The organism is Micromonospora sp. NPDC049171 (assembly GCF_040648275.1).
Lineage (GTDB): Bacteria > Actinomycetota > Actinomycetes > Mycobacteriales > Micromonosporaceae > Micromonospora.
The window spans coordinates 266,983-289,265 of the sequence record NZ_JBEZDJ010000006.1 but is presented as its reverse complement, the minus strand read 5'-3'; the positions used below and the strand labels follow the sequence as shown (position 1 = coordinate 289,265).

General features: G+C 71.0%; 17 protein-coding genes, 2 tRNA genes and 1 pseudogene. 10 read left to right on the top strand and 10 right to left on the bottom strand.

Annotated features, from left to right (window positions below; translation table 11 throughout):
- Positions 1-26 precede the first annotated feature (26 nt).
- The 4 genes from AB0B14_RS10635 to AB0B14_RS10620 are packed head-to-tail and all read left to right on the top strand — an operon-like array spanning position 27 to position 2,734.
- On the top strand, positions 27-743 hold the full coding sequence (locus tag AB0B14_RS10635; protein ID WP_357080983.1) for an energy-coupling factor ABC transporter permease: 717 nt from the start codon (positions 27-29) through the stop codon (positions 741-743).
- Complete coding sequence (locus tag AB0B14_RS10630; protein WP_357522280.1) at positions 740-1,192, top strand: PDGLE domain-containing protein; 453 nt, start codon at positions 740-742, stop codon at positions 1,190-1,192. The genes AB0B14_RS10635 and AB0B14_RS10630 overlap by 4 nt, the downstream gene beginning before the upstream one ends.
- A 16-nt stretch (positions 1,193-1,208) precedes the next feature.
- Positions 1,209-1,979, top strand: coding sequence for a cobalt ECF transporter T component CbiQ (gene cbiQ / locus AB0B14_RS10625; RefSeq protein ID WP_357522279.1), 771 nt, complete (start codon positions 1,209-1,211; stop codon positions 1,977-1,979).
- The gene (locus AB0B14_RS10620; RefSeq protein ID WP_357522278.1) at positions 1,976-2,734 is read left to right on the top strand and encodes an ABC transporter ATP-binding protein; all 759 of its coding nucleotides are present in this window, start codon (positions 1,976-1,978) and stop codon (positions 2,732-2,734) included. The genes cbiQ and AB0B14_RS10620 overlap by 4 nt, the downstream gene beginning before the upstream one ends.
- Positions 2,735-2,822: 88 nt before the next feature.
- Here AB0B14_RS10620 and AB0B14_RS10615 read toward each other — a convergent pair whose 3' ends face one another.
- From AB0B14_RS10615 to AB0B14_RS10600, 4 genes are read right to left on the bottom strand one after another with little or no spacing between them, the layout of a single operon-like run.
- Positions 2,823-3,917 (bottom strand): hypothetical protein, encoded by a 1,095-nt coding sequence (locus AB0B14_RS10615; protein ID WP_357522277.1) that lies wholly within the window; start codon positions 3,915-3,917, stop codon positions 2,823-2,825.
- Positions 3,914-4,630, bottom strand: a complete 717-nt coding sequence (locus tag AB0B14_RS10610) for a thioredoxin domain-containing protein (protein ID WP_357522276.1) — start codon at positions 4,628-4,630, stop codon at positions 3,914-3,916. The genes AB0B14_RS10615 and AB0B14_RS10610 overlap by 4 nt, the downstream gene beginning before the upstream one ends.
- Positions 4,623-5,147 carry a MauE/DoxX family redox-associated membrane protein gene (locus AB0B14_RS10605; protein ID WP_357522275.1) on the bottom strand — a complete coding sequence of 175 codons (525 nt, stop codon included), beginning with the start codon at positions 5,145-5,147 and terminating at the stop codon, positions 4,623-4,625. The genes AB0B14_RS10610 and AB0B14_RS10605 overlap by 8 nt, the downstream gene beginning before the upstream one ends.
- A 32-nt stretch (positions 5,148-5,179) precedes the next feature.
- Positions 5,180-5,770: a sigma-70 family RNA polymerase sigma factor gene (locus AB0B14_RS10600; protein ID WP_357522274.1), complete on the bottom strand. Its 591-nt coding sequence runs from the start codon at positions 5,768-5,770 to the stop codon at positions 5,180-5,182.
- A gap of 202 nt (positions 5,771-5,972) precedes the next feature.
- Here AB0B14_RS10600 and AB0B14_RS10595 point away from each other — a divergent pair, with 202 nt between their 5' ends.
- The 3 genes and pseudogenes from AB0B14_RS10595 to AB0B14_RS10585 form a co-directional block, all read left to right on the top strand.
- Positions 5,973-7,637, top strand: a complete 1,665-nt coding sequence (locus AB0B14_RS10595; protein ID WP_357522273.1) for a copper resistance protein CopC — start codon at positions 5,973-5,975, stop codon at positions 7,635-7,637.
- A 17-nt stretch (positions 7,638-7,654) separates the two neighbouring features.
- Positions 7,655-8,392 (top strand): YcnI family protein, encoded by a 738-nt coding sequence (locus tag AB0B14_RS10590; RefSeq protein WP_357071085.1) that lies wholly within the window; start codon positions 7,655-7,657, stop codon positions 8,390-8,392.
- A gap of 690 nt (positions 8,393-9,082) precedes the next feature.
- Positions 9,083-9,298: pseudogene (locus AB0B14_RS10585) on the top strand (hypothetical protein); the annotation flags it as partial.
- Between the two features lie 330 nt (positions 9,299-9,628).
- Here the strand turns inward: AB0B14_RS10585 and AB0B14_RS10580 are convergent.
- The gene (locus tag AB0B14_RS10580) at positions 9,629-10,921 is read right to left on the bottom strand and encodes a glycosyltransferase family 87 protein (protein ID WP_357071088.1); all 1,293 of its coding nucleotides are present in this window, start codon (positions 10,919-10,921) and stop codon (positions 9,629-9,631) included.
- A 72-nt stretch (positions 10,922-10,993) separates the two neighbouring features.
- Between AB0B14_RS10580 and orn the strand changes: the two genes are divergently transcribed.
- Positions 10,994-11,584, top strand: coding sequence for an oligoribonuclease (gene orn / locus AB0B14_RS10575; RefSeq protein WP_357071091.1), 591 nt, complete (start codon positions 10,994-10,996; stop codon positions 11,582-11,584).
- Between the two features lie 115 nt (positions 11,585-11,699).
- A tRNA-His gene (locus AB0B14_RS10570) sits at positions 11,700-11,772 on the top strand.
- Between the two features lie 104 nt (positions 11,773-11,876).
- On the opposite strand, the gene AB0B14_RS10565 is transcribed toward AB0B14_RS10570, so the two are convergent.
- The gene (locus AB0B14_RS10565) at positions 11,877-13,166 is read right to left on the bottom strand and encodes an Ig-like domain-containing protein (protein ID WP_357522272.1); all 1,290 of its coding nucleotides are present in this window, start codon (positions 13,164-13,166) and stop codon (positions 11,877-11,879) included.
- Positions 13,167-13,417: 251 nt separating this feature from the next.
- The gene (locus AB0B14_RS10560; RefSeq protein WP_357522271.1) at positions 13,418-14,692 is read right to left on the bottom strand and encodes an Ig-like domain-containing protein; all 1,275 of its coding nucleotides are present in this window, start codon (positions 14,690-14,692) and stop codon (positions 13,418-13,420) included.
- Between the two features lie 188 nt (positions 14,693-14,880).
- Between AB0B14_RS10560 and AB0B14_RS10555 the strand changes: the two genes are divergently transcribed.
- Positions 14,881-14,956, top strand: a tRNA-Lys gene (locus tag AB0B14_RS10555).
- Positions 14,957-15,139: 183 nt separating this feature from the next.
- Here AB0B14_RS10555 and AB0B14_RS10550 read toward each other — a convergent pair.
- The 3 genes from AB0B14_RS10550 to AB0B14_RS10540 form a co-directional block, all read right to left on the bottom strand.
- Positions 15,140-15,868, bottom strand: a complete 729-nt coding sequence (locus AB0B14_RS10550) for a hypothetical protein (RefSeq protein WP_357071204.1) — start codon at positions 15,866-15,868, stop codon at positions 15,140-15,142.
- A 337-nt stretch (positions 15,869-16,205) separates the two neighbouring features.
- A complete protein-coding gene (locus AB0B14_RS10545; RefSeq protein ID WP_357522270.1) occupies positions 16,206-19,328 on the bottom strand; it encodes a hypothetical protein in 3,123 nt (1,040 codons plus the stop codon).
- A gap of 105 nt (positions 19,329-19,433) precedes the next feature.
- Positions 19,434-22,055: a tetratricopeptide repeat protein gene (locus AB0B14_RS10540; protein WP_357522269.1), complete on the bottom strand. Its 2,622-nt coding sequence runs from the start codon at positions 22,053-22,055 to the stop codon at positions 19,434-19,436.
- Positions 22,056-22,283 lie beyond the last annotated feature (228 nt).

Sequence of the window (22,283 nt, the reverse complement as noted above, 5' to 3'; positions counted from 1 at the left end):
GGGCCCGCTGACGTGTGGGAGGTCGCGTGGAAACACTGGCGATGCACATCTCGAACGGGATCATCGACGGTCCGGTGGCAGCGATCTTCGCTGCGCTCGCTCTTGCCGCGCTCACCTTCTGCGTCCTGCGCGGCCGGCGTGACCTGGACGACCGGCTGGCACCGATGGCGGGCCTGGTGGCCGCGTTCATCTTCGCCGTCCAGATGCTCAACTTTCCGATCTTCACGGCCGGGGTGAGTGGCCACCTGCTCGGCGGCGCGCTCGCCGCCATGCTTGTCGGCCCGTGGGTCGGCGCGCTCTGCGTGTCAGTGGTGCTGGTCGTGCAGGCACTGATCTTCGGTGACGGCGGCGTGGCGATGCTCGGCCTCAACATCACGAACATGGCGCTGCTCGGCACCGCCGCGGCATACCTGCTGATCGCGCTGTTGCTGCGGGTGCTGCCCCGTACGCCGGCCGGTCTGGCCGTGACCGCGTTCGTGGCCGCGACGCTCAGCGTGGTGGTCGCGTCGCAGGGCTTCGTCCTGGAGTACTGGCTGGGTGGCACCACCGACCTGGGGAGCAACCTGACCGGCCTGGCCGGCACGATGGCCGGCGTCCACCTGCTGATCGGCATCGGCGAGGGCCTGATCACCGCGACCACCGTGCTCACCGTCGCGAAGGTGCGACCCGACCTGGTGTACGCGCTGCGCTCGCTGCGCGCACCCGCCGCCCCCGCTGTCCCGGTCGCCGGAGGTGTCCGATGAAGAACCGCTCCTGGGCCTTCCTGGCCGCTGGCCTGCTGGTCGCCCTGCTGCTCGCCGGAGTGGTGAGCAACTACGCCTCGTCGCACCCGGACGGGCTGGACTCGTCCCTACTCAAGGGCTGCACGGTCGACGCCGAGGACAACATCGTCGGCGGCAGTTGCCCGGCCCAACAGGCCCGAGACCACGAGTTCGCCGACAGCCCGCTCGCCGACTACGGCGTGCGCGGCGTGCGGAACAGCTTCGTCTCCACCGGCCTCTCCGGGGTGCTCGGCGTGCTCGTCACCTTCGCGATCGGCGCCGGCGGTTTCTGGCTGCTGCGCCGCCGGGGCACCACGCCGACCGGCGGCGACGCCACGCCGACCGGCGCCACGCCGACCGGCGCTACGCCGACCGGCGGCGACGCCACGACGCCCGCCGAGGACGACGCGGCGACGTCGCGCGTCAGCTGAGCAGGGAGTACGCGGAATGGGTGCCGGTCACGGGCACGTGCTGTACCGCGAGGCGGACTCGCCGGTGCACCGGCTCCCGCCCGAGGTCAAGATCGTGGCGATGGTGGTCTTCACCCTCGCCGTGGTGGCCACCCCACGCGAGGCGTTCTGGGCCTTCGGCGCGTACGCCGTGCTGGTGGCGGCGGTGGCGGCGCTGGCCCGGGTGGGGCCGCGGTGGCTGCTCGGCCGGGCGCTGATCGAGCTGCCGTTCGTGCTGTTCGCCGTGGCGCTGCCGTTCCTCGGTGCCGGCGACCGGGTCGAGGTGCTGGGCCTGCGCCTGTCCGAGGACGGGCTGCACGGCGCGTGGAACATCCTGGCCAAGGGCACCCTGGGTGTGCTCGCCTCGCTGCTGCTCGCCGCGACGACCACCACCCGGGACTTGATCGTGGGGTTGGACCGGCTGCACTGCCCGCAGGTGCTGACCCAGATCGCCACGTTCATGCTGCGCTACCTCGACGTGCTGGTGGGTGAGGCACGGCGGATGCGAGTGGCCCGGATCTCCCGGGGTGACGATCCGCGCTTCCTGTGGCAGCTACGCGGCTTCGCCGCCGGGATCGGGGCGTTGTTTCTGCGTGCCTTCGAGCGCGGCGAGCGGGTCTACCTGGCGATGCTGTCGCGGGGCTACACCGGGCGGATGCCCGCCGTGTGGCAGGGCGACGGTGCCGCGAGCGCCGGTCAGTGGCTGGTCGCGGCGACTGTGCCGGTGTTGGCGGCCTCCATCGCCGCCACCGCCGTCGTGCTGTCATGATCGGTGTCGTGCAGACCGCTCTCTCGCTGGACGTTCGGGGCGTTCGCTACGCGTACCCGGATGGGCACGTCGCCCTGCACGGGGTGGACCTGACCGTGCCGCGTGGCGACCGGGTGGCGTTGTTCGGGCCCAACGGCGCCGGCAAGACCACGCTGGTGCTGCACCTCAACGGCATCCTCACCCCGACCGAGGGCACCGTGAGCGTCGGCGGGCTGACCGTGACGCCGGATCGGGCCACCCTGGCCGAGGTGCGCCGCCGGGTGGGCATCGTCTTCCAGGACCCGGACGACCAGCTGTTCCTGCCCACGGTGGCGGAGGACGTGGCGTTCGGGCCGGCGAACCTGGGTCTGCGCGGTGCCGAGTTGGCCGCCCGGGTGGACGAGGCGCTCGACGCGGTGGGGATGGGTGCGCACCGCGACCGGGCCCCGCAGCACCTCTCCTTCGGGCAGCGCCGCCGGGTGGCGGTGGCCACCGTGCTGGCCATGCACCCGGAGATCCTGGTGCTCGACGAGCCGTCCTCGAACCTGGACCCAGCGGCCCGTCGGGAGCTGGCCGAGATCCTGCGCGGCCTGCCGGTGACGCTGCTGATGGTCACGCACGATCTGCCGTACGCGGCGGAGCTGTGCGAACGATCGGTGATCCTCGACGGCGGCCGGATCGTAGCCGACGCCCCCACCAACACCCTGCTGAACAACACCCCCCTGCTAACCCAACACCGCCTGGAACTCCCCCAAGGTTTCACCCCAAACCCCTAACCCGACCCACCCACCCCCCCACCCCCACCCTCGTTGATCATGAGGTTATTGCCCTTCTCCCGGCGTGTCGGGGGCAATAACCTCATGATCAACGGGGGCCGGTGGGGTGGGGGCCGGTTGGGGCTGGGGTTTTGGGGGCGGCGTGTAGGCGGAGGACTCCTGCTGCTGTTGCTCCGGTGCCGGTGATCAGCACCAGCGCGACCATCACCCGGGCCAGCTCGGGTGGCCAGGGGACCGGGGCGATGGAACGGGCGAACACGGCCGCGTTGCCCACCCCGGCGAACAGTGCCACGCAGGCCCCGGCCAGCGTCACCACGAAGTCGGCGGCCGGGCGACGTGCCAGTGCGTACCAGCCGGCGGCGATCGCACCCAGGCCGGTGAGCAGCGACCAGATCTGCCCGGACAGCAGCCCGACCAGCACCCCGCCCACTCCGTGGGCACCCGCGTCCAACTCCCGCCCCACCGGGTATCCGACGGCCAGCGCGCCGCCGACGACCAGCAGGGCACCCAGCGCGGACAACGCGCGGGCGCCGGCCGGGGCGGCCGCGGCGACCAGGCCGAGCGCGCCCACCGCGAGCAGCCCCACGATGGTCACCGCCCACCAGGTGTACGCGTCCGGCGGCGGCACCCAGTCCAGTGTCCCGCCGATCGTCACCGGGTCGGCGCCGTCCCGCAGGGGGATCGTCCAGTCCCGGACCCGGTGCTCCCGGTCCGGTGCGGCGCGTACCTGCGCGGGTGGTGCCGACTCCTGCCACAGCGCGCGCTGGTCGTGCCAGCGCGCGGTGCTCCCGTCGGCGATCCGCCGCCAGGTCGGCGGGGCCGCCGGGTCGGCCTCGGCCGGGAGCGCGGTGTCCCCGGCGATGGTGCGGTTCAGGTACGTGGCCGGGGAGCGGCTGTTCTCGAAGACCCCGTCCGGGCCGACCCGCAGGTACGGCTCGCCGGAGTAGCCGATGACCTCGATGGCGCGGCCGGTGTCGTTGGTCAGCTCCAGTCGGGCGCCCGCCTCGACGACGCGTACCTCCAGCCCTGGCCGCTGCGGTGTGACCCCGGTGGCCCGGGTGCGGTAGTCGGTGCCGTCCGGGGCGTCCGCGCCGTGGGCGGCGGCGGGCGCCGCGGTGAGCACTGTCGCCGCGAAGGTCGCGGTGGCGACCAGGCCGGCCCGAGCCAGCAGGGTACGGATCACTTGCCGGCCGCCGCCACGGCCGCGTTGAGGGCGTCCGGGGTGGGGTTCTCCAGGGGCTGGCCGTTGACCATGATGGTCGGCGTGCCGGTGACCTTGCTCCGGCTGGCCTCGTCGGTGACGTGATCGGTCCACGTGCGGTACGTGCCGTCCTTGACGCAGCCGCCGAACGAACCCCGGTCGAGCCCCACGCCGGCGCCGATGTCGATCAGCTCGTCGTTGCTGAGCCCGGCGCTGCCCTCCGGTGGCTGCTTCGCGAACAGCGCCTTGGCGTACTCCCGGAACTTGCCGCCGGCGGCGGCGCAGCCGGAGGCGGCCGACGAGCGGGTGGAGTAGTCGGTGGTGGAGAAGCGGTTGAGGTACGCGACCGGGTGGTAGACCACCTTCGCCTTGTTGTCGGCCACCAACTGCTCCAGGGTCGCCCCGCTGGTCTGCTCGAACTGGTGGCAGGCCGGGCAGATGAAGTCCTCGTAGACGTCGACGGTGACCGGCCCGCCGCCGGTGACGATGCCGGTGCCGGCCGCGTTGGCCCCGGGCGGGGTGGTGAACGTGTCGGAGCGCTGGTTGGACCAGACGACCCAGCCGACGACACCGGCGATGACCAGGACGACGACCGCCGCGGCGGAGACCCAGATCGTGCGGCGACGCCGCCGCTCGCGGGCGAGCTGCTCGCGGACCACCCGGGCGGCGTCCCGCTGCCCCTTGCGACTACTCATCCTCGTCCTCCACAGCGGGTTCGCCGGACAACCACCCGTCCACCGATACCGGCGTACGTGGCCAGACCAGCAGAAATCCGGCCAGTACCAAGAATCCCAGGTCCCGGAGGATCTCCGGGAGGTAACTGGGTGCCTGCCCCTCGGCCAGCTGCCCGCCGCTGCCGAAGCAGCCGCAGTCGATGGCCAGCCCGCGTGCCCAGGCCGAGGCGATCCCCGCGACGAAGACCACCAGCAGCGCGGCCGACACCCCGGCGACGAGCCGGGTGGCCAGCCCGAGCAGCAACAGCACGCCCAGCGCCAACTCGACGAAGGGCAGGGCCGCGCCGAGCACCGTCGCCACGTCGTACGGCAGCACCTGGTACGCGTTGACGGCTCGCCCGGAGGCGGCGAGATCGCCGACCTTCGACGCGCCGGCGACGAGCCAGACGGCGGCGAGGCCGAGCCGTGCCGCCGTGCCGAGCCAGGGTCGGACGACAGGCCAACGGCCGAACCTGTTGGGAGGTGCAGTCACGCTCATTTGTCGTCCCGTCTCCACCGGAAGTTCCCCGCTCAGCCGGCCAGGGCGTCGCCGACCGCCTCGACCAGCTCGTCGCGGGCCCGAGCGACCCGGGAACGGATGGTGCCCACCGGCACCCCTTCCACGGCGGCCGCCTCGGCGTACGACAGGCCGAGCAGTTGGGTGAGCACGAACGCGGCGCGCCGCTCGGCGCTGAGCCGGCGGACCAGGTCCGCGGCGCCGAACTGGCCGGCCGGGTCCGGGTGCGGGTGGTCGGTGTACGCGTTCGCGGCCAGCCGCTCGTCGAGCCGGCGGCGACGGATCACCGTGCGCAGGTGGTCGGCGCAGGCCCGCCGGGCGATGCCGAGCAGCCAGGTGCGGGCGCTGGAGCGACCCTCGAACGCGGGCAGGGCCCGAAACGCCCGCAGGTACGTCTCCTGGGTCAGGTCGTCGGCGCTGTCCGGGTCGACCAGGGCTGCGGCGAACCGCCAGACCTCGATCTGGGTCAGCCGGACGAACGCCGCCTGGGCCCGCGGATCACCGTCGCGCGCGCTCAGCGCCCACTCGGTCGCCGGGTCCCGGGCGACGTCACCGGCCGGCTCTGCCGGGTCGGCGTTACCGGTGTCACGCGGGACGGGGATCACGACAGACCACGTTACGCGGCACCCGACGGAGCGCCAGGGTCCTTCGGCCCTTGGATGGTCTGCGCCACGCCGGGAACTTTTTCGCCACCGGAGCCGACTACCTTCGCATGACACGCGATCCCTCCCGCGCGGCACGGGCGGCTGAGCAGAGTTGAGCCCTTTGCCCGACTCGGGTCGCCGATCTCCACACCGGTCGGCGACCATGGCTGGCATGATTGTCGCCCCCCGCCGCTGGATTGCCCGGCTGGCTGCCGCCGCCGGCCTTCTGGTCACCGTCGTCGCCCTGTTGATCGCGCCAGCCACCCCGGCCAGCGCCCACGCGGTGCTGGAGAGCAGCAGTCCAGCAGCCGCCGCGGTGGTGTCGAGCGCGCCGTCCGAGGTGACCCTCCGGTTCAGTGAGTCGGTCCGCAAGGTTCCCGGCAAGATCAGGGTCATCGCGCCGGACGGCTCCCGCGCCGACCGGGGTGAGCCGTCCTTCGACGGCGGGGCCGTGAGCATCCCGGTGGACCCGGCCGGTGGGCGCGGCACCTACCTGGTCAGCTTCCGGGTGATCTCCGCCGACAGCCACCCGGTGTCCGGGGCGTTCACCTACTCGGTCGGCGCGCCCTCGACGCCACCCGTCGACTCCGGCACGGACAGCCGCGCCAACCCGGTGGTGGGCACGGCGGTGAAGGTGGCTCGCTTCCTCGGCTACGCCGGCCTGGTGCTGCTGGTCGGGCCCGCGCTGGTGCTCGCCGCGCTGTGGCCGCGACGGCTCCCGCGCCGGGGCCCGGCCCGGCTGGCCTGGATCGGCCTCGGCCTGGTGGCCGTCGCCACCCTCGCCGAGCTGTGGTTGCAGGTGCCGTACACGGCCGGCGGCGGTCTCTTCGAGGTGACCGGCGAGGGGTTCGGCAGCGTGTTCGGCAGCGCCTTCGGTGCCGCCCACCTGGTCCGACTCGGCCTGTTGGCGGCCTCCGCCTTCCTGCTCCGGCCGCTGTTGGCCCGGCCGGCCGGTCGGGCCGACGCGATCATCCTGGCCGTGCTCGGTGGCGTCGCCCTGCTGACCTGGCCGCTGGCCGGGCACCCGGCGGCCTCGCCGGCACCGGCGGTCTCCGTGGTGGTCGACGCGGTCCACCTGGGCAGCATGGCGGTCTGGCTGGGTGGTCTGCTGATGCTCGCCGGGTTCCTGCTGCGCCAGGCCGACGAACGGGAGTTGGGCGCGATCCTGCCCATCTGGTCGCGCTGGGCCGCGCTCGCCGTCTCGGCGCTGCTGCTGGCCGGCACCGTCCAGGCGCTGATCGAGGTGGCCACGCCGAAGGCACTGTTCGACACCACGTACGGGCGGTTGCTGCTGGCCAAGATCGCGCTGTTCGCGCTGGTGATCGCCGTGGCCGCGTACTCCCGGCAGTTGGTGCGTCGGCGCATCGCCGCGCAGCGCCCGGCACCGGTACGCCGGGCGGTCTGGGTGGAGTTGGCCGTCACCGTGGTGGTGCTGGGCCTGTCCGCCACGCTCGTGCAGACCACGCCCGCCCGCACCGCGGTGGCCGGGCCGTCCAGCACCGAGGCCGGCCTCTTCAGCACCAGGCTGTCCAGCCCGCTCTTCTCCATGCAGGTCGAGGTGAGCCCGGCCGAGCGGGGCAACAACTCGGTGCACCTGTACGCCTACGGCAAGGACGACCAGCCGCTGCCGGTGGTGGAGTGGAAGGCGACCGCCGCGCTGCCCTCGGCCGGGATCGAACCGATCGACGTCCCGTTGCTGCCGTTGACGGACAGCCACGCCTACGGCGACATCAGCCTGCCGGCCGCCGGCGACTGGCAAATCAAGATCACCGCTCGAACGACAGACATCGACCAGGACACGGTGACCGCCACCGTGCCCATCCGTTAGAGAGGTTCGCAAAACCCATGATCCGATTCCGGCGTACCGCAGGCGCCGCTGCCGCCCTGGCGTTCACCGCCGCCGCCACCGCTGTGCTCGGCTTCGCCGGGCCGGCGTCCGCGCACGTCACGGTCAACCCGAAGGAAGCAGCCCAGGGCGGGTACGCCCGGGTGGCGTTCCGGGTGCCCAACGAGAGCGACAGCGCCTCGACCACCAAGCTGGAGGTGACGCTTCCGGAGAACGCCCCGGTCGGCTCGGTGTCGACCATGCCGGTGCCCGGCTGGACGGTGGCGACCGAGAAGCGCAAGGTGGACCCGCCGATCGAGGTGCACGGCAGCCAGCTCACCGAGGCGATTTCCAAGATCACTTGGACGGCCACCGGCGACGCGGCCGTGAAGCCCGGCCAGTTCCAGGAGTTCGGAGTCTCGATGGGGCCGCTGCCGAAGGTCGACTCGATGGTCTTCAAGGTCCTGCAGACGTACTCGGACGGCGAGATCTCGCGCTGGATCGACCCGCCGGCGGCGGGCGGCGAGGAGCCGGAGCACCCGGCACCGGTGCTCGCCCTGACCGCCGCCGGTGCTCCGGCGAGTGCGGCCACGCCGAGCGCCGCAGTCGTGGCGTCGCCCGACGACGACGATGACGACGAGGGCAACGGGCTCGCGGTCGGCCTCGGTGTGGCCGGTCTCGTCGCCGGTCTGGCTGGTCTGGTGCTGGGCGGTCTGGCGTTCTCCCGGACCCGTCGGGAGCCGGTCGTCAAGTCCTGACCCGTCCCGCCCGCTGGCCCGCCGGAGAGCATCCGGCGGGCCAGCGCGCCTTCCGCAGTCGGACCTGGCCGTGCCGTGGATATCCCCTGATCACGGCGCCTACGTCGGTAAGGTCGGCCGAGTATCTGGCTACGGAGGGAGACGTCGCGAATGCGTGTCGTGCGGGCGATCGTCGGTGTGCTGCTGTTGGTCGTGGGGATTCCGGCGCTGATCGCCGGTGGCGCGTTGTGGTTGGTGACCCGACACGTCGAACCCGATGGGGCCTTCGCCGCCCGCTTCGAGACGGTCCGCACGCCCGGTCACGCGGTGGTGGTCACCGACCTCGACCACCTGCTGCGCCAGGAGGTGCCGTTCGCGCGTACCGGGCAGACCCGACTGCGTCTGGACGCCCGCACCTCGGATGGCCCGGCCTTCGTGGGGCTCGCGCCCGCCGCCGAGGTGCGGACCTGGCTGGAGTCGGTGCCGCACGGCGTGGTCCGCCGGGTGGCGCTGGCCCAGGGCCCGCTGCCGGTCCGGCTGGACCCGGCCGGTGCCGTTGCGGGCGGCCCGCTCGATCCGCCCGCCGTGGTGCCGGTCGACTCGCCGGGTCGGCCGTCCTGGGTACGCGAGGGCATCGGTTCGCTCCAGTGGAGTGCGGACGACCTCGCTGGTGAGCCCATGAGCCTGGTGCTGATGCGCCCCGACGGCCGCGCCGACCTGTCCCTGGAGCTGCGGGCCGAGTTGCGGGCGGGGTGGACCGGCCCGGCCACCGGGAGTCTGCTGGCCGCCGGCGTCCTGCTGGTGGTGTGCGCTCTGCTGCTCCTGCTGCGACCGCTACGGCCGCGCGAGGTGATCTTCGTGGTCGAGCCGGATCAGGTGCCGATGCTCGCCGGTCGGCTCGGGGTCACCTCGCTGAGTGGCCTGGGGCCCGAGGACGCCCGGGCAACCTCGCCGTTTCCGGCCGTACGGCAGCTCACCATGGTCGGCTCGGGTGCGGGGGAGCGGCGTCGGTCGCCGACCGGCGCGGCCCGGTCGGCCACCCTCGACGACCGGGAGGAGCCGGTCCAAGCACCTCGACCACCGGCGGCGACGCTGAGTCTCGCCTGGCCGCCGACCGGTGGGGCGGCCCGGCCGGTGGCGGTCGACGAAACGGCGGGTGGCCCTCCGCGCTGCCGACGCGGAGGGCCACCCTCACCGGGGGATCGGTGCTACCCGAGCGACGCTTGAGGTATGAGACCAGATTAGCGCTAGTGGCGGCTATTGGGGAGATCCGTCCATTTGGCGCGATTTTTCCGCAGGGTGCGGATGCTCGACGGGCCGGCGACGGCCCGACCGCACCGGCAGCGTCGCCAGCAGCAGCAGGCTGATCAGCACGTACGTGTTCTGCACCACGAAGTCCACCGGGTCCCTGGTGCGGACCGCTGCCGAGCCCCAGTCCTGGAAGGTCACCACGCCGTAGACGATCACGGGGGTGATGCCCAGCGCCAGCCCGGCCAGCCACCGACGCCGGCGTACCTCGTCCGGGCGGTCGGCGCTCAACGCCGCGTCGGCGAGCAGCACCACCGCCGGCACGAACCAGTAGATGTGGTGGGTCCAGGTGATCGGGCTGGCCAGGGAACCGACCAGCCCGGTCAACGTCAGGCCCGTCAGCAGGTCACCGGCCCGCGCCGCGCGGGCGGCCCGCCACAGCCCGTAGCCGGCCACCGCGGCGACCACCAGCAGCCAGAGCAGCCGGTCCGGCTTCTCCGGTGCGGTGAACCGGCTGAGCAGGCCGAACAGCGACTGGTTGCCGACGATGTCGGTGCGCCCGACCCGGTCGGTGGTCCACAGCTCGTGCGTCCAGAACCGCCACGAGTCGCTCGGGGCGATCGCCGCCGCGAGTAGGGTCGCCGCCGCCGCGGTCGCGCTCGCCACCGCGGCGGCCCGCCACCGCCTGGTGGCCAGCAGGTACACGATGAAGATGCCGGGGAAGAGCTTGAGCGCCGTCGCCAGCCCCACGCCGATCCCGGCCCAGCGCCGCGCCTGCGGTACGGCGAACAGGAGGTCGGCCAGGATCAGCACCACCAGCAGCATGTTGATCTGCCCGAAGGTGATCGTCTCGCGGGTGCTCTCCACGGCCAGCACCAGCAGGACGGCGAGGGTCAGGGTGAACGTCCGCGGCAGGTCGTGGCGGGCGATGACCGGCAGCACCAGCCAGCGGGTGGTCAGCACCACGGCCAGCACGGTGAGCACCGTGAAGATCGTCACGGTGGCACCGAGCCGCAACAGGCCGAACGGCCACAGCAGCAGCGCGCTGAACGGCGGGTAGGTGAAGTACAACTCGCCCTGCACCCGGTCGGGCTGGACGTAGTCGTAGAGCGGGTGGCCCGCGCGCCACCAGTCCACCGCCGACATGTAGATCTTGAGGTCGAGGAACTTGTGGTTCAGACCCCGCAGGTAGAGCGCCGGCAGCACGGCGATGACGGCCACCACCGCGACCAGGCGACGGACCGTACGGCCGCCGGGATCGTCGTCGGTGACGGCGGGCGGTGCGACGGGTTCTGCTGGCACCCCGAAACCCTAGCGGGCTGGCCCGCCGAGAGCGCGCAGCCACGTCCCATGGGCTGCGCGTAGGCTGTCCCGGTGGCTGATCTCCTCGTCTGGATCGACTGTGAGATGACCGGGTTGGACCTCGGCAGGGACAAACTGATCGAGGTTGCGGCACTGGTCACCGATCCAGACCTCAACGTGCTGGGTGACGGGGTCGACGTGGTGATCCACGCCGACGAGACGGCGCTGGAGGGGATGCCGGAGGTCGTGCGGACGATGCACGCCAAGTCCGGCCTCACCGACGAGGTCCGTCGTTCGCCGGTCACCCTCGCCGAGGCGGAGGACCTGGTCCTGGAGTACGTCCGCACCTTCGTCAAGGACCCGCGGACGGCGCCACTGTGCGGCAACTCGATCGCCACCGACCGGGGCTTCATCGCCCGGGACATGCCGCGCCTCGACGCGCACCTGCACTACCGCATGATCGACGTCTCGTCGATCAAGGAACTCTGCCGTCGCTGGTACCCCCGGGTGTACTTCGGCCAGCCGCAGAAGGGCCTCGCGCACCGCGCCCTCGCCGACATCCGGGAGAGCATCCGGGAGTTGGAGTACTACCGGCGCACCGTCTTCGTCCCGCTGCCCGGCCCGGACGTGGAGACCGCCAAGGCGATCGCCGCCGACCTCTGAGGGTGGGCGGCCGTCTTCGGGGCGCGCAGGGAACCCGCTAGACGTGGTGCGCGGCGGTGTGGCTATTATTGGTCCGCACCCCGCCCGGGGCGATCGACCGGGCGACGGCGGCATGGTGGCTGTAGCTCAGTTGGCAGAGCACCGGGTTGTGGTCCCGGTTGTCGTGGGTTCAATTCCCATCAGTCACCCAGTTGGTTGTGCTGCTCAGGCCCCCTCTTCGGAGGGGGCCTGAGTCGTTTTAAGGGGCTCAACGAGGAAGCCCCCTCCATCGGAGAGGGCTTCCTCGTGGGGCTCAGGCGGTCGGCGTGGGGGACGGGGTGCCGGCGCCGTCCGGGGTCGGGGCGGTGTCCGGATCGGCGGGCGGCTCGTACGGGAGGGCGCTGCCCTTGACGTACTCGTCCCAGCTCATGTTCCAGTCGGTCCAGCCGTTGCCGTTCTTCAGCTTGGTTTCGGTGCCCTTGACCGTGATCGGATCGCCGACCTGCGTGTTGTTGAACAGCCAGTTGCCGTTGGCCATCGACACGTTCACGCAACCGTGCGAGACGTTCACGCTGCCCTGCTGGCCCTCGGACCAGGGTGCCGCGTGGATGAACTCGCCGCCCCAGGTGAGACGCTGCGCGAAGTCAATCTTGGTGCGGTAGCCCTCCTCCGGGCCCAGCTCCTCGAACGTGTCGAAGACCGTCTTGCGCAGCTTCTCGATCACGACCATGGTGCCGCTGGACGACGGGGTGCTCTTCTTGCCCAGGCTGACCGGGATGGTCTTGATCACCGCGCCGTTGCGGGTCACCGTCATCCGCTTGGTCTTGTTGTCCACCGTCATGATCACCGAAGGGCCGATCTTGATGTCCACGGAGAGGTCGGCACTGCCGTACCAACCCTCACCCATCGGCAGGCCGCCGGCCCGCACCCGGTAGGAGACCTTGCTCCCGGTCTTCCAGAACACCTTCGGCCGGTAGCGGATCTCGGTGGGGCTGACCCAGTGCCAGATGCCCTCCTGGGCCGGCGTCGAGGTCACCGTCATCCGGCGCTGCACGTCGTCGCGGTAGTCCTCCGGGATGTCCCGGCTGAACTTCACGATCAGCGGCATGCCGACCCCGACCACCTGGTTGTCGCCGAGGAAGCTGCTCACCCGGACCTGGTTGTCCGGCTTGGCCATGGTGGTGAAGGTGCTGGTCGCGGTGGCCGGACGATCATCGTCGCCGGTGGCGGTCACGGTCGCCGTGTAGCTCGTGCCGTACTCCAGCGTGCCGGTCGGCAGCCACGTCTTGCCATCCGCGGCGAGCGCGCCCTCGACCGCCTTGCCGGCCGCGTCCTTGAGTTCGACGGCGGTCTTCACGGCGTCCTTCGTGGTGAAGGTGATGCCGGTCGAGGCCGGCACGTCCTTGGCGTCGGCCGCCGGCTCGCTGATCGTGGCCGCGGCCTTCGGTGCCGGGCTCTCGCTGCCGCCGTGCCACGAGGACGGCTTGCCGCCGTCGCCGTCGGTGCAGGCGGCGGTGAAGGCCAGCGCCACGGCGAGGAAACCCGCCGCGAACACGCGACGTCGCCCACGGCGCCTGATCAGCTGATCCTGGCTAGCTCGCATGATTCCCTCACAGTCGTGGTCGCTGCCCCATCGTCTCCTACTGACGCGCCAGAGCCGGCCCCGGTTGCCGAGGGTGAACCGAAACACGCCGATTTTCCTGCCGGATTCTTGCTACTATCCGGCGTTTCGTGAGTGTGGCTCGTCTCCGTGCGGGGGCGCTGGGGTCGCCGCGGCATCGTCGCCTCGCCGGAGTGCAAGGATACGCGCCGGCCCGGCCATCGGCAGGGCCGGCGCGAGAGGGCCGACAGGGCTCAGAGCGCCGGGCCGGCACCGCCACTGGGCACGGGCAGCGCGCTGCCCTTGATGAACTCCGACCAGCTCACACTCCACGCCGTCCAGCCGTTGCCGGCGCTGATCTTGCGCTCGGTGCCCTTAACCGTGATCGGGTCACCGATCCGCGTCTTCTCGAACAGCCACCGGGCGTTGGCCGTCGACACGTTCACGCAGCCGTGCGAGACGTTCTGGCGCCCCTGCACGTGCTCCGACCAGGGTGCGGCGTGGATGTACTCGCCACCCCAGGTGATCCGCTGGGCGTACTGGATGTCGGTGACGTAGCGGTTGGCCGGGTCCGGGTCGTCGCGGGTGTCGAAGACCGTGGCTTCCTTCTTCTCCATCACGACCATCGTGCCGCTGGACGACGGCGTGCTCTTCTTGCCCAGGCTCACCGGAATGGTGCGCACCAGCGCCCCGTCCTCGTACACCGTCATCTTCTTGTTGGCGTTGTCGACCTTCATCACCAACGACCGACCGATCTTGGCGGTGGCCTTGCGGTCCATGTCGCCGTACTTGCCGTTGCTCAGTGGCACCCCGGCCAGCGCGATCCGCACCGAGATGGTCGTGCCGGGCTTCCAGTACTCGGGTGCCCGGTAGTACGCCTGCGTACCGTTGTCGACCCAGTGCCAGGCCCCCGGCTGCGGCGGGTCGGTACGGACGAACATCCGCTTCTGCACCGCGGCCCGGTCCTTCTTCGGGATGCCCGGGTGGAACTCGGTGACCACCGGCATGGCGACGCCGTAGCTCTTGTCGTCGAAGAGGTACAGGCCGGACCCGATCGTCGACTTCGGCTTGGCCATCGTGGTGAAGTTGCTGGTGCCCTGGCTGCTCGTGCCGTCGGCCGCGCTCGCCGTCACCGTTGCGGTGTATCGGGTGCCGAACTTCAGCGGGGCGGACGGCACCCAGGCGGAACCGTCGCTGCGCAGCTTGCCCTCCACCGCGCCCCCGCCGGCCGCGGTCAGGGTGACCGCGGAAACCTTGCCGCCGTCCGGGAGCTTGGCGCTGATCTCCGTGCTCACCGGCCGGTTGTTCGCGCCGTCGGCTGGGCTCAGCGCGAGCGTCGGCCCGCTCGGCGCGCTGGGCGTGGCCGCTGTCGAGGGCGCGGACGAGCCCGCTGCGGCGCCCGCGTCTGCCGCCGGCGTCCCGCCGACGAATGTCGGCTCCTTCTGCTTGTCGCCGCACCCGGTTAGTGCCAGCGACGCCGCCAGGGTCAGAGCGCCCACCACCGCCCCGGCTCGCGTGAACCGTGTCATCCCCACCTCTGTTCTCGCGTACCTGGCGGACATCGTGCCGCATCACCGCCGCAACCCACGCCCCCGAGTTGAGCGAGCTGGCCGGTTTGGTGGTTTTTGCCCGCAAAGCTCGACCGAAGGGGGGAGCCCGGTAACCGGATTGGAGCCCGACTTCCGGGGGTGCTAATGTTTTCTCCGTTGCCGAACGAGCGCCGCTAGCTCAACTGGCAGAGCAGCGGACTCTTAATCCGCGGGTTCGGGGTTCGAGTCCCTGGCGGCGCACCAAACCAAGGCCCTGGCCAGCAAGATGCTGGCCAGGGCCTTGCTCGTTACACCCATGTCCGGGTCTCTGCGGTCCGGGGCGGGTCACAGGGTTCACGGGTGACCCGCCCGCGCCCGGCGGCAGCCGTCGACGAACCCCGTCAACGCCCACGACCGGGCAGCACCACCAGGACGCAGGACCAGCGGCTACTCGGTGAGCACCTTCACGGAGTCGGCGCTTCCGCCGTTTCGGTTGACGGCGACGAAGAACTCGCTCCCGACGTGGGTGATGTCTTCGATCTCGTCGGTCAGGTTGTTACCCGGAATGCCGATGTCGCTCTCCACGTCGCCCCCGGACCAGTTGTACTGGTAGATCCAGTTCCACCCGGTATCGGGCGTTGAGTCATTGATCGACTTGCTGTTCCAGATGTAGTTCTCCGAGCAGTCGATGCCCTGGTCGGAACGATTATCGTGACTGGTCAGGTTGCTCTTCACGAGCGTCCATCCACTCGTGAGCGAACCGGCGCCGGGGTGGGTCCACAGACTGCCCAGTCGGCGGGCGGCATATTTGCCGGCGCCGCCGGCCGCCGTCGCGCTGTAGCAGAGGCCACTGATGTTGCCGATCGGCAGATCGACCACCTCAGTTGCGCCAACAGATCCGTTGGCGTTCAGGTGCACGATCGTCACATCGTCGCTGGGAAATGCCGATTGGCTTCCCTGGGTAGCGATCAGGGCCGGGCCCTGGCCCAGGTAGTTCGCGTTGTAGGCGAGGTCGTTACCGTGGCCGAGCTGGGGCATGGGGGTTGGTGCCCCGGCACAGGTCCAGCTGGCGCCGTCCCAGGTCGAGCCGTCGCGCAACCATCGGGACAGCACCGGCTCCCCGGCGCTTCCCTTCGAGAAAATAATGTAAAGCTGGCCGCCTGGCCCCGCCACCATTCCTTCCAGGACCGTACGACCCGCCCTGCACGCGCTGCTGTTCGGGATGTTCAGCCGTTCCGCCCCGCTCCTGTCCGTGGCAGCGTAGGCCGGAACTGCCGAGGCGATAGCGATTCCTATTGAGAGGGCGCACACGGACGCGACAGTTGATAATCTCTTCACTTCAGTGTCTCTCCTTGGGGGTAGGCCGAGGTAGTGTACCAAGAACTGTCCACATGCTCCGGTCGACTTTCCGCGAAATGGGGCGGTGTGCAATTGCGCCGCGGAATTGCCCTCGAAGGCACTGACGACGAACCGGCGCGGTGCCGGCGCCCGCAGGCACCGGCACCGCGCCGGTTCAGTTGGCGTGGGTCAGGCGTGTGGTGATGCGCAGCCCCATGATGGTGTCGTTCATCCAGGGCACCCGTTCGCGGTGCAGCCCGGCGGTCATCTGGTCCGCCCACACCTCGTACCGCTGCATGAGCGCCGCCGCGCGGGAGCGCGCGCTGGTGACCAGGCAGTCGCCGAGCGGGTCACCGGGCAGGTTCGAGGCGTTGACGGCGGGCTCGCAGGGCAGCTTGAGGCTGACCTGCTCGCGCAGCGGGCGGTCGGGGTCGAGCGCGCACGGCGGGCTTCCGCACGCCGCGTAGGTGTCGCCCGCCCTGGCGTAGGCGTTGCTCACCTTGGCATCCGTCGGCATGTTCACCGGAATCTGGTACTGCCCGAACAGGTTCGCGGACAACACGTCGTCCGAGTCCAGGGCGTTGGGCAGACCCAACCGGGTGTACGCCTGGAGCAGCCGCGCCGTCGTGTTCATCTTCTTCAGCGCGGCGGGCACCTGCCCGCTCACCTGGGTGCTCAGCTCCCGAACCCGGTCGTACATGGCCTTCTGCCGGGCCTGGAGAAAGCCGCGCAGGGTCGGGGTCAGCGTGGCGTCCAGCGCGGTGTTGTTCGTGGCTGTCGCGCCGCTCGCGAAGGCGTACCGCCCGGACGGCCACTTCTGGGTCAGGCCCTGCTCGGGTGTGGTCTCGCTGTCGCAGTTGAACACCTCGCAGTCGACCTGGTAGACCTGCTCGTCGGGCCAGGTGTAGTCGGCGGTCCGCGAGTTCTGCCACGCCGCGGTGGGATTCAGCCGGAACCGGCTGTGGATCTGCAACCGCAGCTTGCCGTAGTGGCGGATCACCCCGGTGCCGTAGCCGGTCGTGCGCGTGTATACCCAGCTCGGCGCGTAGCAGTAGCCGACCTCGGGCAACTCCCGTACCCCGGCCGGCGGCTCGCCGGCATGTGGCGTGTACGCGTAGTGGAGTGCCCGCACCACGTTCGACATCAGGTCGTAGCGAACGTTGCTGGGGCGGTCGATCTGCCTGGTGCCGCTACAGGCCGGCACCGTCGCCTCGTCGGCCTTCGCCGGTGCCGCCGCGAGCGTCTTGTCCGTGTCCCAGAACAGGTCGTAGTTCTTGGGCGTCCGCACCTGTACGCCGTTGGCGTCCGGCTCCCAGCGGACCTGGGTCTCGTTGGTCCGGACGGCGGCCAGTGCTGTCGACAACTCGTTGGTGGCGCCGACGTACTCGTTGACCAGCCCGGTGATCAGGCTGTTGGCGTTGCCGTCGACCGGCCGGCCGAAGCTGGCGGCGAGGTCGGCGGTGCGCGTGCCCTCCGCCTCGATCTGCGCCGCGCGGCTGGCGCTGACCTGGGCGGCGTACGTCGGATTCTGCAGCATCAACATGGCGTACGCCTGCGCGCCGAGGTTCCACACCGTCGGGTTGCCGACCGGCGTCGCCGGTTCGACGATCGACGGGTCGCGGCCGGCGGCTATCCGCGCCAGATAGTTGATCGACCGGGCCTCACCGAAGCTGTTCAGCACGTTTGTGGGATCGAGTGCCGGGTTGTCGGCGTCGGTCTTGGGCACCACGAAGGCCGCGCCGCTGGCCAGCTGGGTGGAGGCCAGGTGGAACTCGTTCTCCGGACCCACGAACTCGCCGTACGTCGGGATCGGCTGGCCGAAGTTCTCCAGGTAGCCGACGTACTGGTTGATGTCGGAGCGGGCGTCGTGCAGGGTGGCGTCGCCGATCGCGGTCAGCACGGTGGCGGCGATGTCCTCCAGGCGCAGACCGAGCTGGGCGACCTGCTGCTGCACGAGGGTGATCTGCGCGGTGTTGCCGGCGATCGCCGCGTTCAGTTTGTCGAACTGGGCCATCATGTTCGCGTACACCGTGTTGATCTGGGCCTCGACCCGCGCGAAGCTGGCCCGCATCTCGTTGCCGAGGGCCCGCACCTCGTCGCGCAACGCGTTGACCTGGGCGAGGATCTGCTGGTCGAGCGAGGGTCCGCTGCTGCCGAAGAGCCCGACGATCGACATCACGGCTCCGAAGACGTTGCCGGTCATCGCCAGCGTCGCGGTGCTGAAGATCGAGCCGGCCAGGCCGCGGCCGGTGATCGCCGCCGCGTACTTGGAGATCGCGCTGATGGTGGTGAGGACCGCCTCGCCGATCACCTTGGACTTCTTGCCGGCATCGGGGTCGGCGAAGCCGATGATGGTGGAGACCATGCCCACGCCGGCCTTGATGTCGGAGATCGTCTGCTGTCGTTCCTTGTCCCGGTCCTCGGCGGCCTTCTTCGCCGCGGCGGTGCACCCGGCACTCGGTGGCCCCTCCGGCGGACACTTGCGGTTGTTCTCGCCGATTTCGAGACGGACCTCCAGGCTCAGGCCGAGCAGCTGCGCGTGCAGGGTGGCGAGTTGCTGCTTGGCCGCCGCGACGTACGCCACCGAGTCGCCCTGGAGCGCCAGGATCGCGTCGAGGTCCACACGGGAGAGCCCGGGATCCGCCGTGAGCTCCTCGTAGGTACTTGTCACGTCCACGCCGAACGGCGCACCGAGCACGGCGTTCCAGGCGGTGGCCACCGGCACGCTGCCCGCGCCCGCCTGCCGGACCGCGGACCAGACGGTGGCGAGCGCGTCGTCCCGGCCGCGCAGCCACTGGGCGGTGCGCAACGCGCCGGACGCCAGCTCCTCGCGGGTGTCCCACGGTTCGACCGATTTGCCGATCACGGCTCCGACCAGGCCGGTCACCTCCGGCGAGGTCCGGGTGTCGCCGCCGGGGGCGCCGAGCAGGATGTCGACGGACTTGAGCAGCAGATCCTGCTCGGGCACCAGCAGGTCGAACGCGGTAAGTGAGCTGTCGAGCAGCTGCTTGCGGGCGGTGAGTTGGGTCTGTGCCTGTGCGGCAGTGGCGTTCGGGTGCAGCCGGTGCCACTGGACGAACTCGGCCGACAACACGGCGGTCCTGATCCGATCGGCACCCTGGATGTGGATCTCGGCGACCTGTCCGAAGGCCCGGTCGGTGAGCGTCGCCTGAGGGATGGGGACGGGAACGGGATCGGCCGACGCGGGTACGCCGGACAGCACGCCGGCCGCCGCGACGGCGACCACCGTCGCGACAGCCGCCCCGCGTCTCGCCCGCGAGAAACGTTTGATTGTCATGGCGCGAACGTATTGAGCAGCCTGAAACGGCGCTGAAGCGGCGCTGATTCGGCAGGTCAGCGGCGGTTTTCCGGGGGATCGACCCGGCGTCTGGCCGCCGCCCGGTCAGCTCGGGCGCGGCTGCGGTTCGCGGTGCTCGGCGGGGTCCGTCGCGCTGTCGGCCAGCAGGCCCAGTTCGGCAACCTTGTCGGTGTTGCCGAGTTGGGCGTAGAGCGCCTGCGCGTCGACGAACGCCCGGTGGGCGGCGTACGCGTCGACGTGCAGGTACGCCTTTCCGAGGGTCGTCAGCGAAGCCGCCTGGAACGAGTGCCATCCCCGGGTCCGCCAGATGGCGACGGATGCCTCCAGGTGACGGATCGCGTGGGCCGGCCTGCCGTCGCGCAGCTCGATCTCGCCGAGGACCGCGTACGCCTCGGCGAGATGGTGCCTCATGTGGTAGCGGCGACTGAGCGTCAGAGCGGTCTCGGCCGTCTCCCGGGCGGTGCCGTCGCCGCGTTCGAGGTAGAGGCGGGCCAGTGCGAGAACGGTCAGCACCTCCGGGTAGTGATCGCGGTGCGCACGGGAGATGGCCAGCGACTCGTTGAGCATCCGCTCGCTGGTCTCGTGGTCACCGAGCTGCCGGTACGCGATCCCCAGGTACTGCAGGCCGGTGGCGACCCAGCGCATGTTGCCCAACGCGCGCGCGTTCTCCAGCGAGGCGAGGGCATGACCGATCGCGAGGTCGACGTGCTGCTGCTCGTAGTAGGCCATGGCCAGCGCGAGGTTGCTCCGCGCCTGACCGCCGAGGTGGTCCGACCGTTCGGCGAGGCTCAGCGCGCGGGTCGCCATCGCTGTCGCCTCGGGGTAGGCGCCGCCGGCGCTCAGTGCCCACGAGTACATGACGGCGGCGTCGGACGCGCCCGCGTCGTGCCCGAGGGCGGTGAACATCTCCAGGAGACTGCGGGCCTGGATGCTGGAGCGGGCCATCGCGTCACCGTCGCGGTCGTCGGTGATCCAGGTGGTCACGTCGAGCAGACCGCGCAGCATGACCGCCTCGCCCAACCGGTTGCCGGCGTTGCGGCAGACCGCCATCGCCTCGGTGTTGAGGCTTGTCCACTCGGTGTACCTGCCGCGCAGGTCGAAGTATTTCTCCAGACAGCCGGCCAGGTCGAACGCCAGGTCGTCCAGGCCGAGCCGGCACGCCTGGCGAACCCCGGCCTGCAGGGCGGCGCATTCGGCGTCGAACCAGTCCGCGGCGGCGACGCGCTCGGCGTAGTCGTCTGCCCAGTCGAGTGCGGTGTGCGGTGCCCGGCCACTGATCGGCGCGTAGCAGGGACCCGGGATCCACCTGGCCATCCGCCGTGCCAGTGCGAGCCAGCCGCCCAGCCCGCGCTGCACCGCCTGCGCCCGCTCGTCGGGCTCGACCTCCAACTCGGCGCACCTGGCGGCGAAGAGCCTGGTCAGGTCGTGGAACCGGTATCGGGTCTGCCCGGCGGCGTCGAGCCCGTCCACGACCAGGAGTTGGGCGTCGACAAGCGCCTCGGTGTGCTCGATCGAACGCTCCGGGGGGCAGTTGAGCACCGCGGCGGCCAGGGTCGCGGAAAAGTCCGGTACGTCGAAGAGGCCGAGCAGCCGAAACAGCCGCTGCGCCTCCGGTGCCAGCCCGCGGTAGCTGATGGCCAGCGAGGCGCGTACCGTCAGATCGCCCGTGACCAGCCAGTCCAGGCGCCGCTGTTCGTCGTCGAGTTGCTCGACGAGGTGCGCGAGCTGCCAGGTTGGCCGCGCGGCCAGTCGGGCCCCCGCGATGCGCACCGCGAGGGGCAGGTATCCGCACAGCTTCACCAGGTCGGCGGCTGCCGTGGGCTCGCCCACCACCCGTTCGTCGTCGGCGAGCCGGGCCAGGAACTCGACCGCCTCGGTGGCGGAGAGGACGTCCAGGTCGATCCGCCTGGAGCCCTCGATCGCGGTCATTCGCGCACGACTGGTGATCAGTACGGCACACGGGGCGGCCCCGGGCAGGAGGGACCGGACCTGCCCCTCGGAGACCGCGTTGTCCAACACCACCAGGACCCTGCGGTTGGCCGTCCGGGTCCGGTACGCCTCGGCGCGTTCCGCCGGGCAGGCCGGGATGGCGCGGTACGGCATGCCGAGCGCCCGCAGGAACCGGGCCAGCACCTCGGCCGGGTCCACCGGGCTGGCATCGGCGTTCGTCAGGTTGGCCCAGAGCTGACCATCCGGGTACGCGGCCCGGACCAGGTGCGCGACGTGCGTCGCGAGTGCGGTCTTGCCCACCCCGCCCATCCCGGCGATGGTGGTCACCGGCAGGGCGGCGGGTGCGCGGCCGTCGTTGCGCTCGTCGGTCAACCGGTGGGTCAGCGTCGCGACCTCGGCGGCGCGCCCGGTGAAGTCGGCGATGTCCGGTGGAAGCATGGCCGGTGACGGCCAGGCCGGCTCGGCGGTCGGCAGGTCGGCCCCCTCGTCACGGGCCCCGCCGCCAACCACGTGCGTGGCGTTGACCGCCAGCGCGTTGCGTTCCCGCACCCAACGGGCGGTCGACGCTTCGTCCAGGCCGCAGGCCCGCGTGAATGTCACCACGAATTCCCGCCTCGGCAGACTGGTCCGGCTCAGCACGGAGGCGATCGTGCCGAACGGTAGCGCATCCCCGGATGCGGCGGCTTTGGCCGCCAGTTGTCGGTAGGTCAGCCCGGACCAGAGGCGCAACTGTCGCAGTGCGCCGACGAACTCCATTGGTGTGGCCGTGCCTTCAGGTGCCGGTGGACTACCGTAAAGGTCGGGCTCCATCTGCTGATCTTCCCCGAATTGTCGACCAGGCGCACCCGCTGGCCTCGCCCGGCGGTGTCAACATGCGCTTCTGTGACCAACTCTCGGAGCTGCACCGGGATGCGGCAACGAGGAGTCGCGAGGCTTGCTGAAATCTTGAGCTCAAGGGAGCCGCCAAGGCCGGGCATGCCTGAC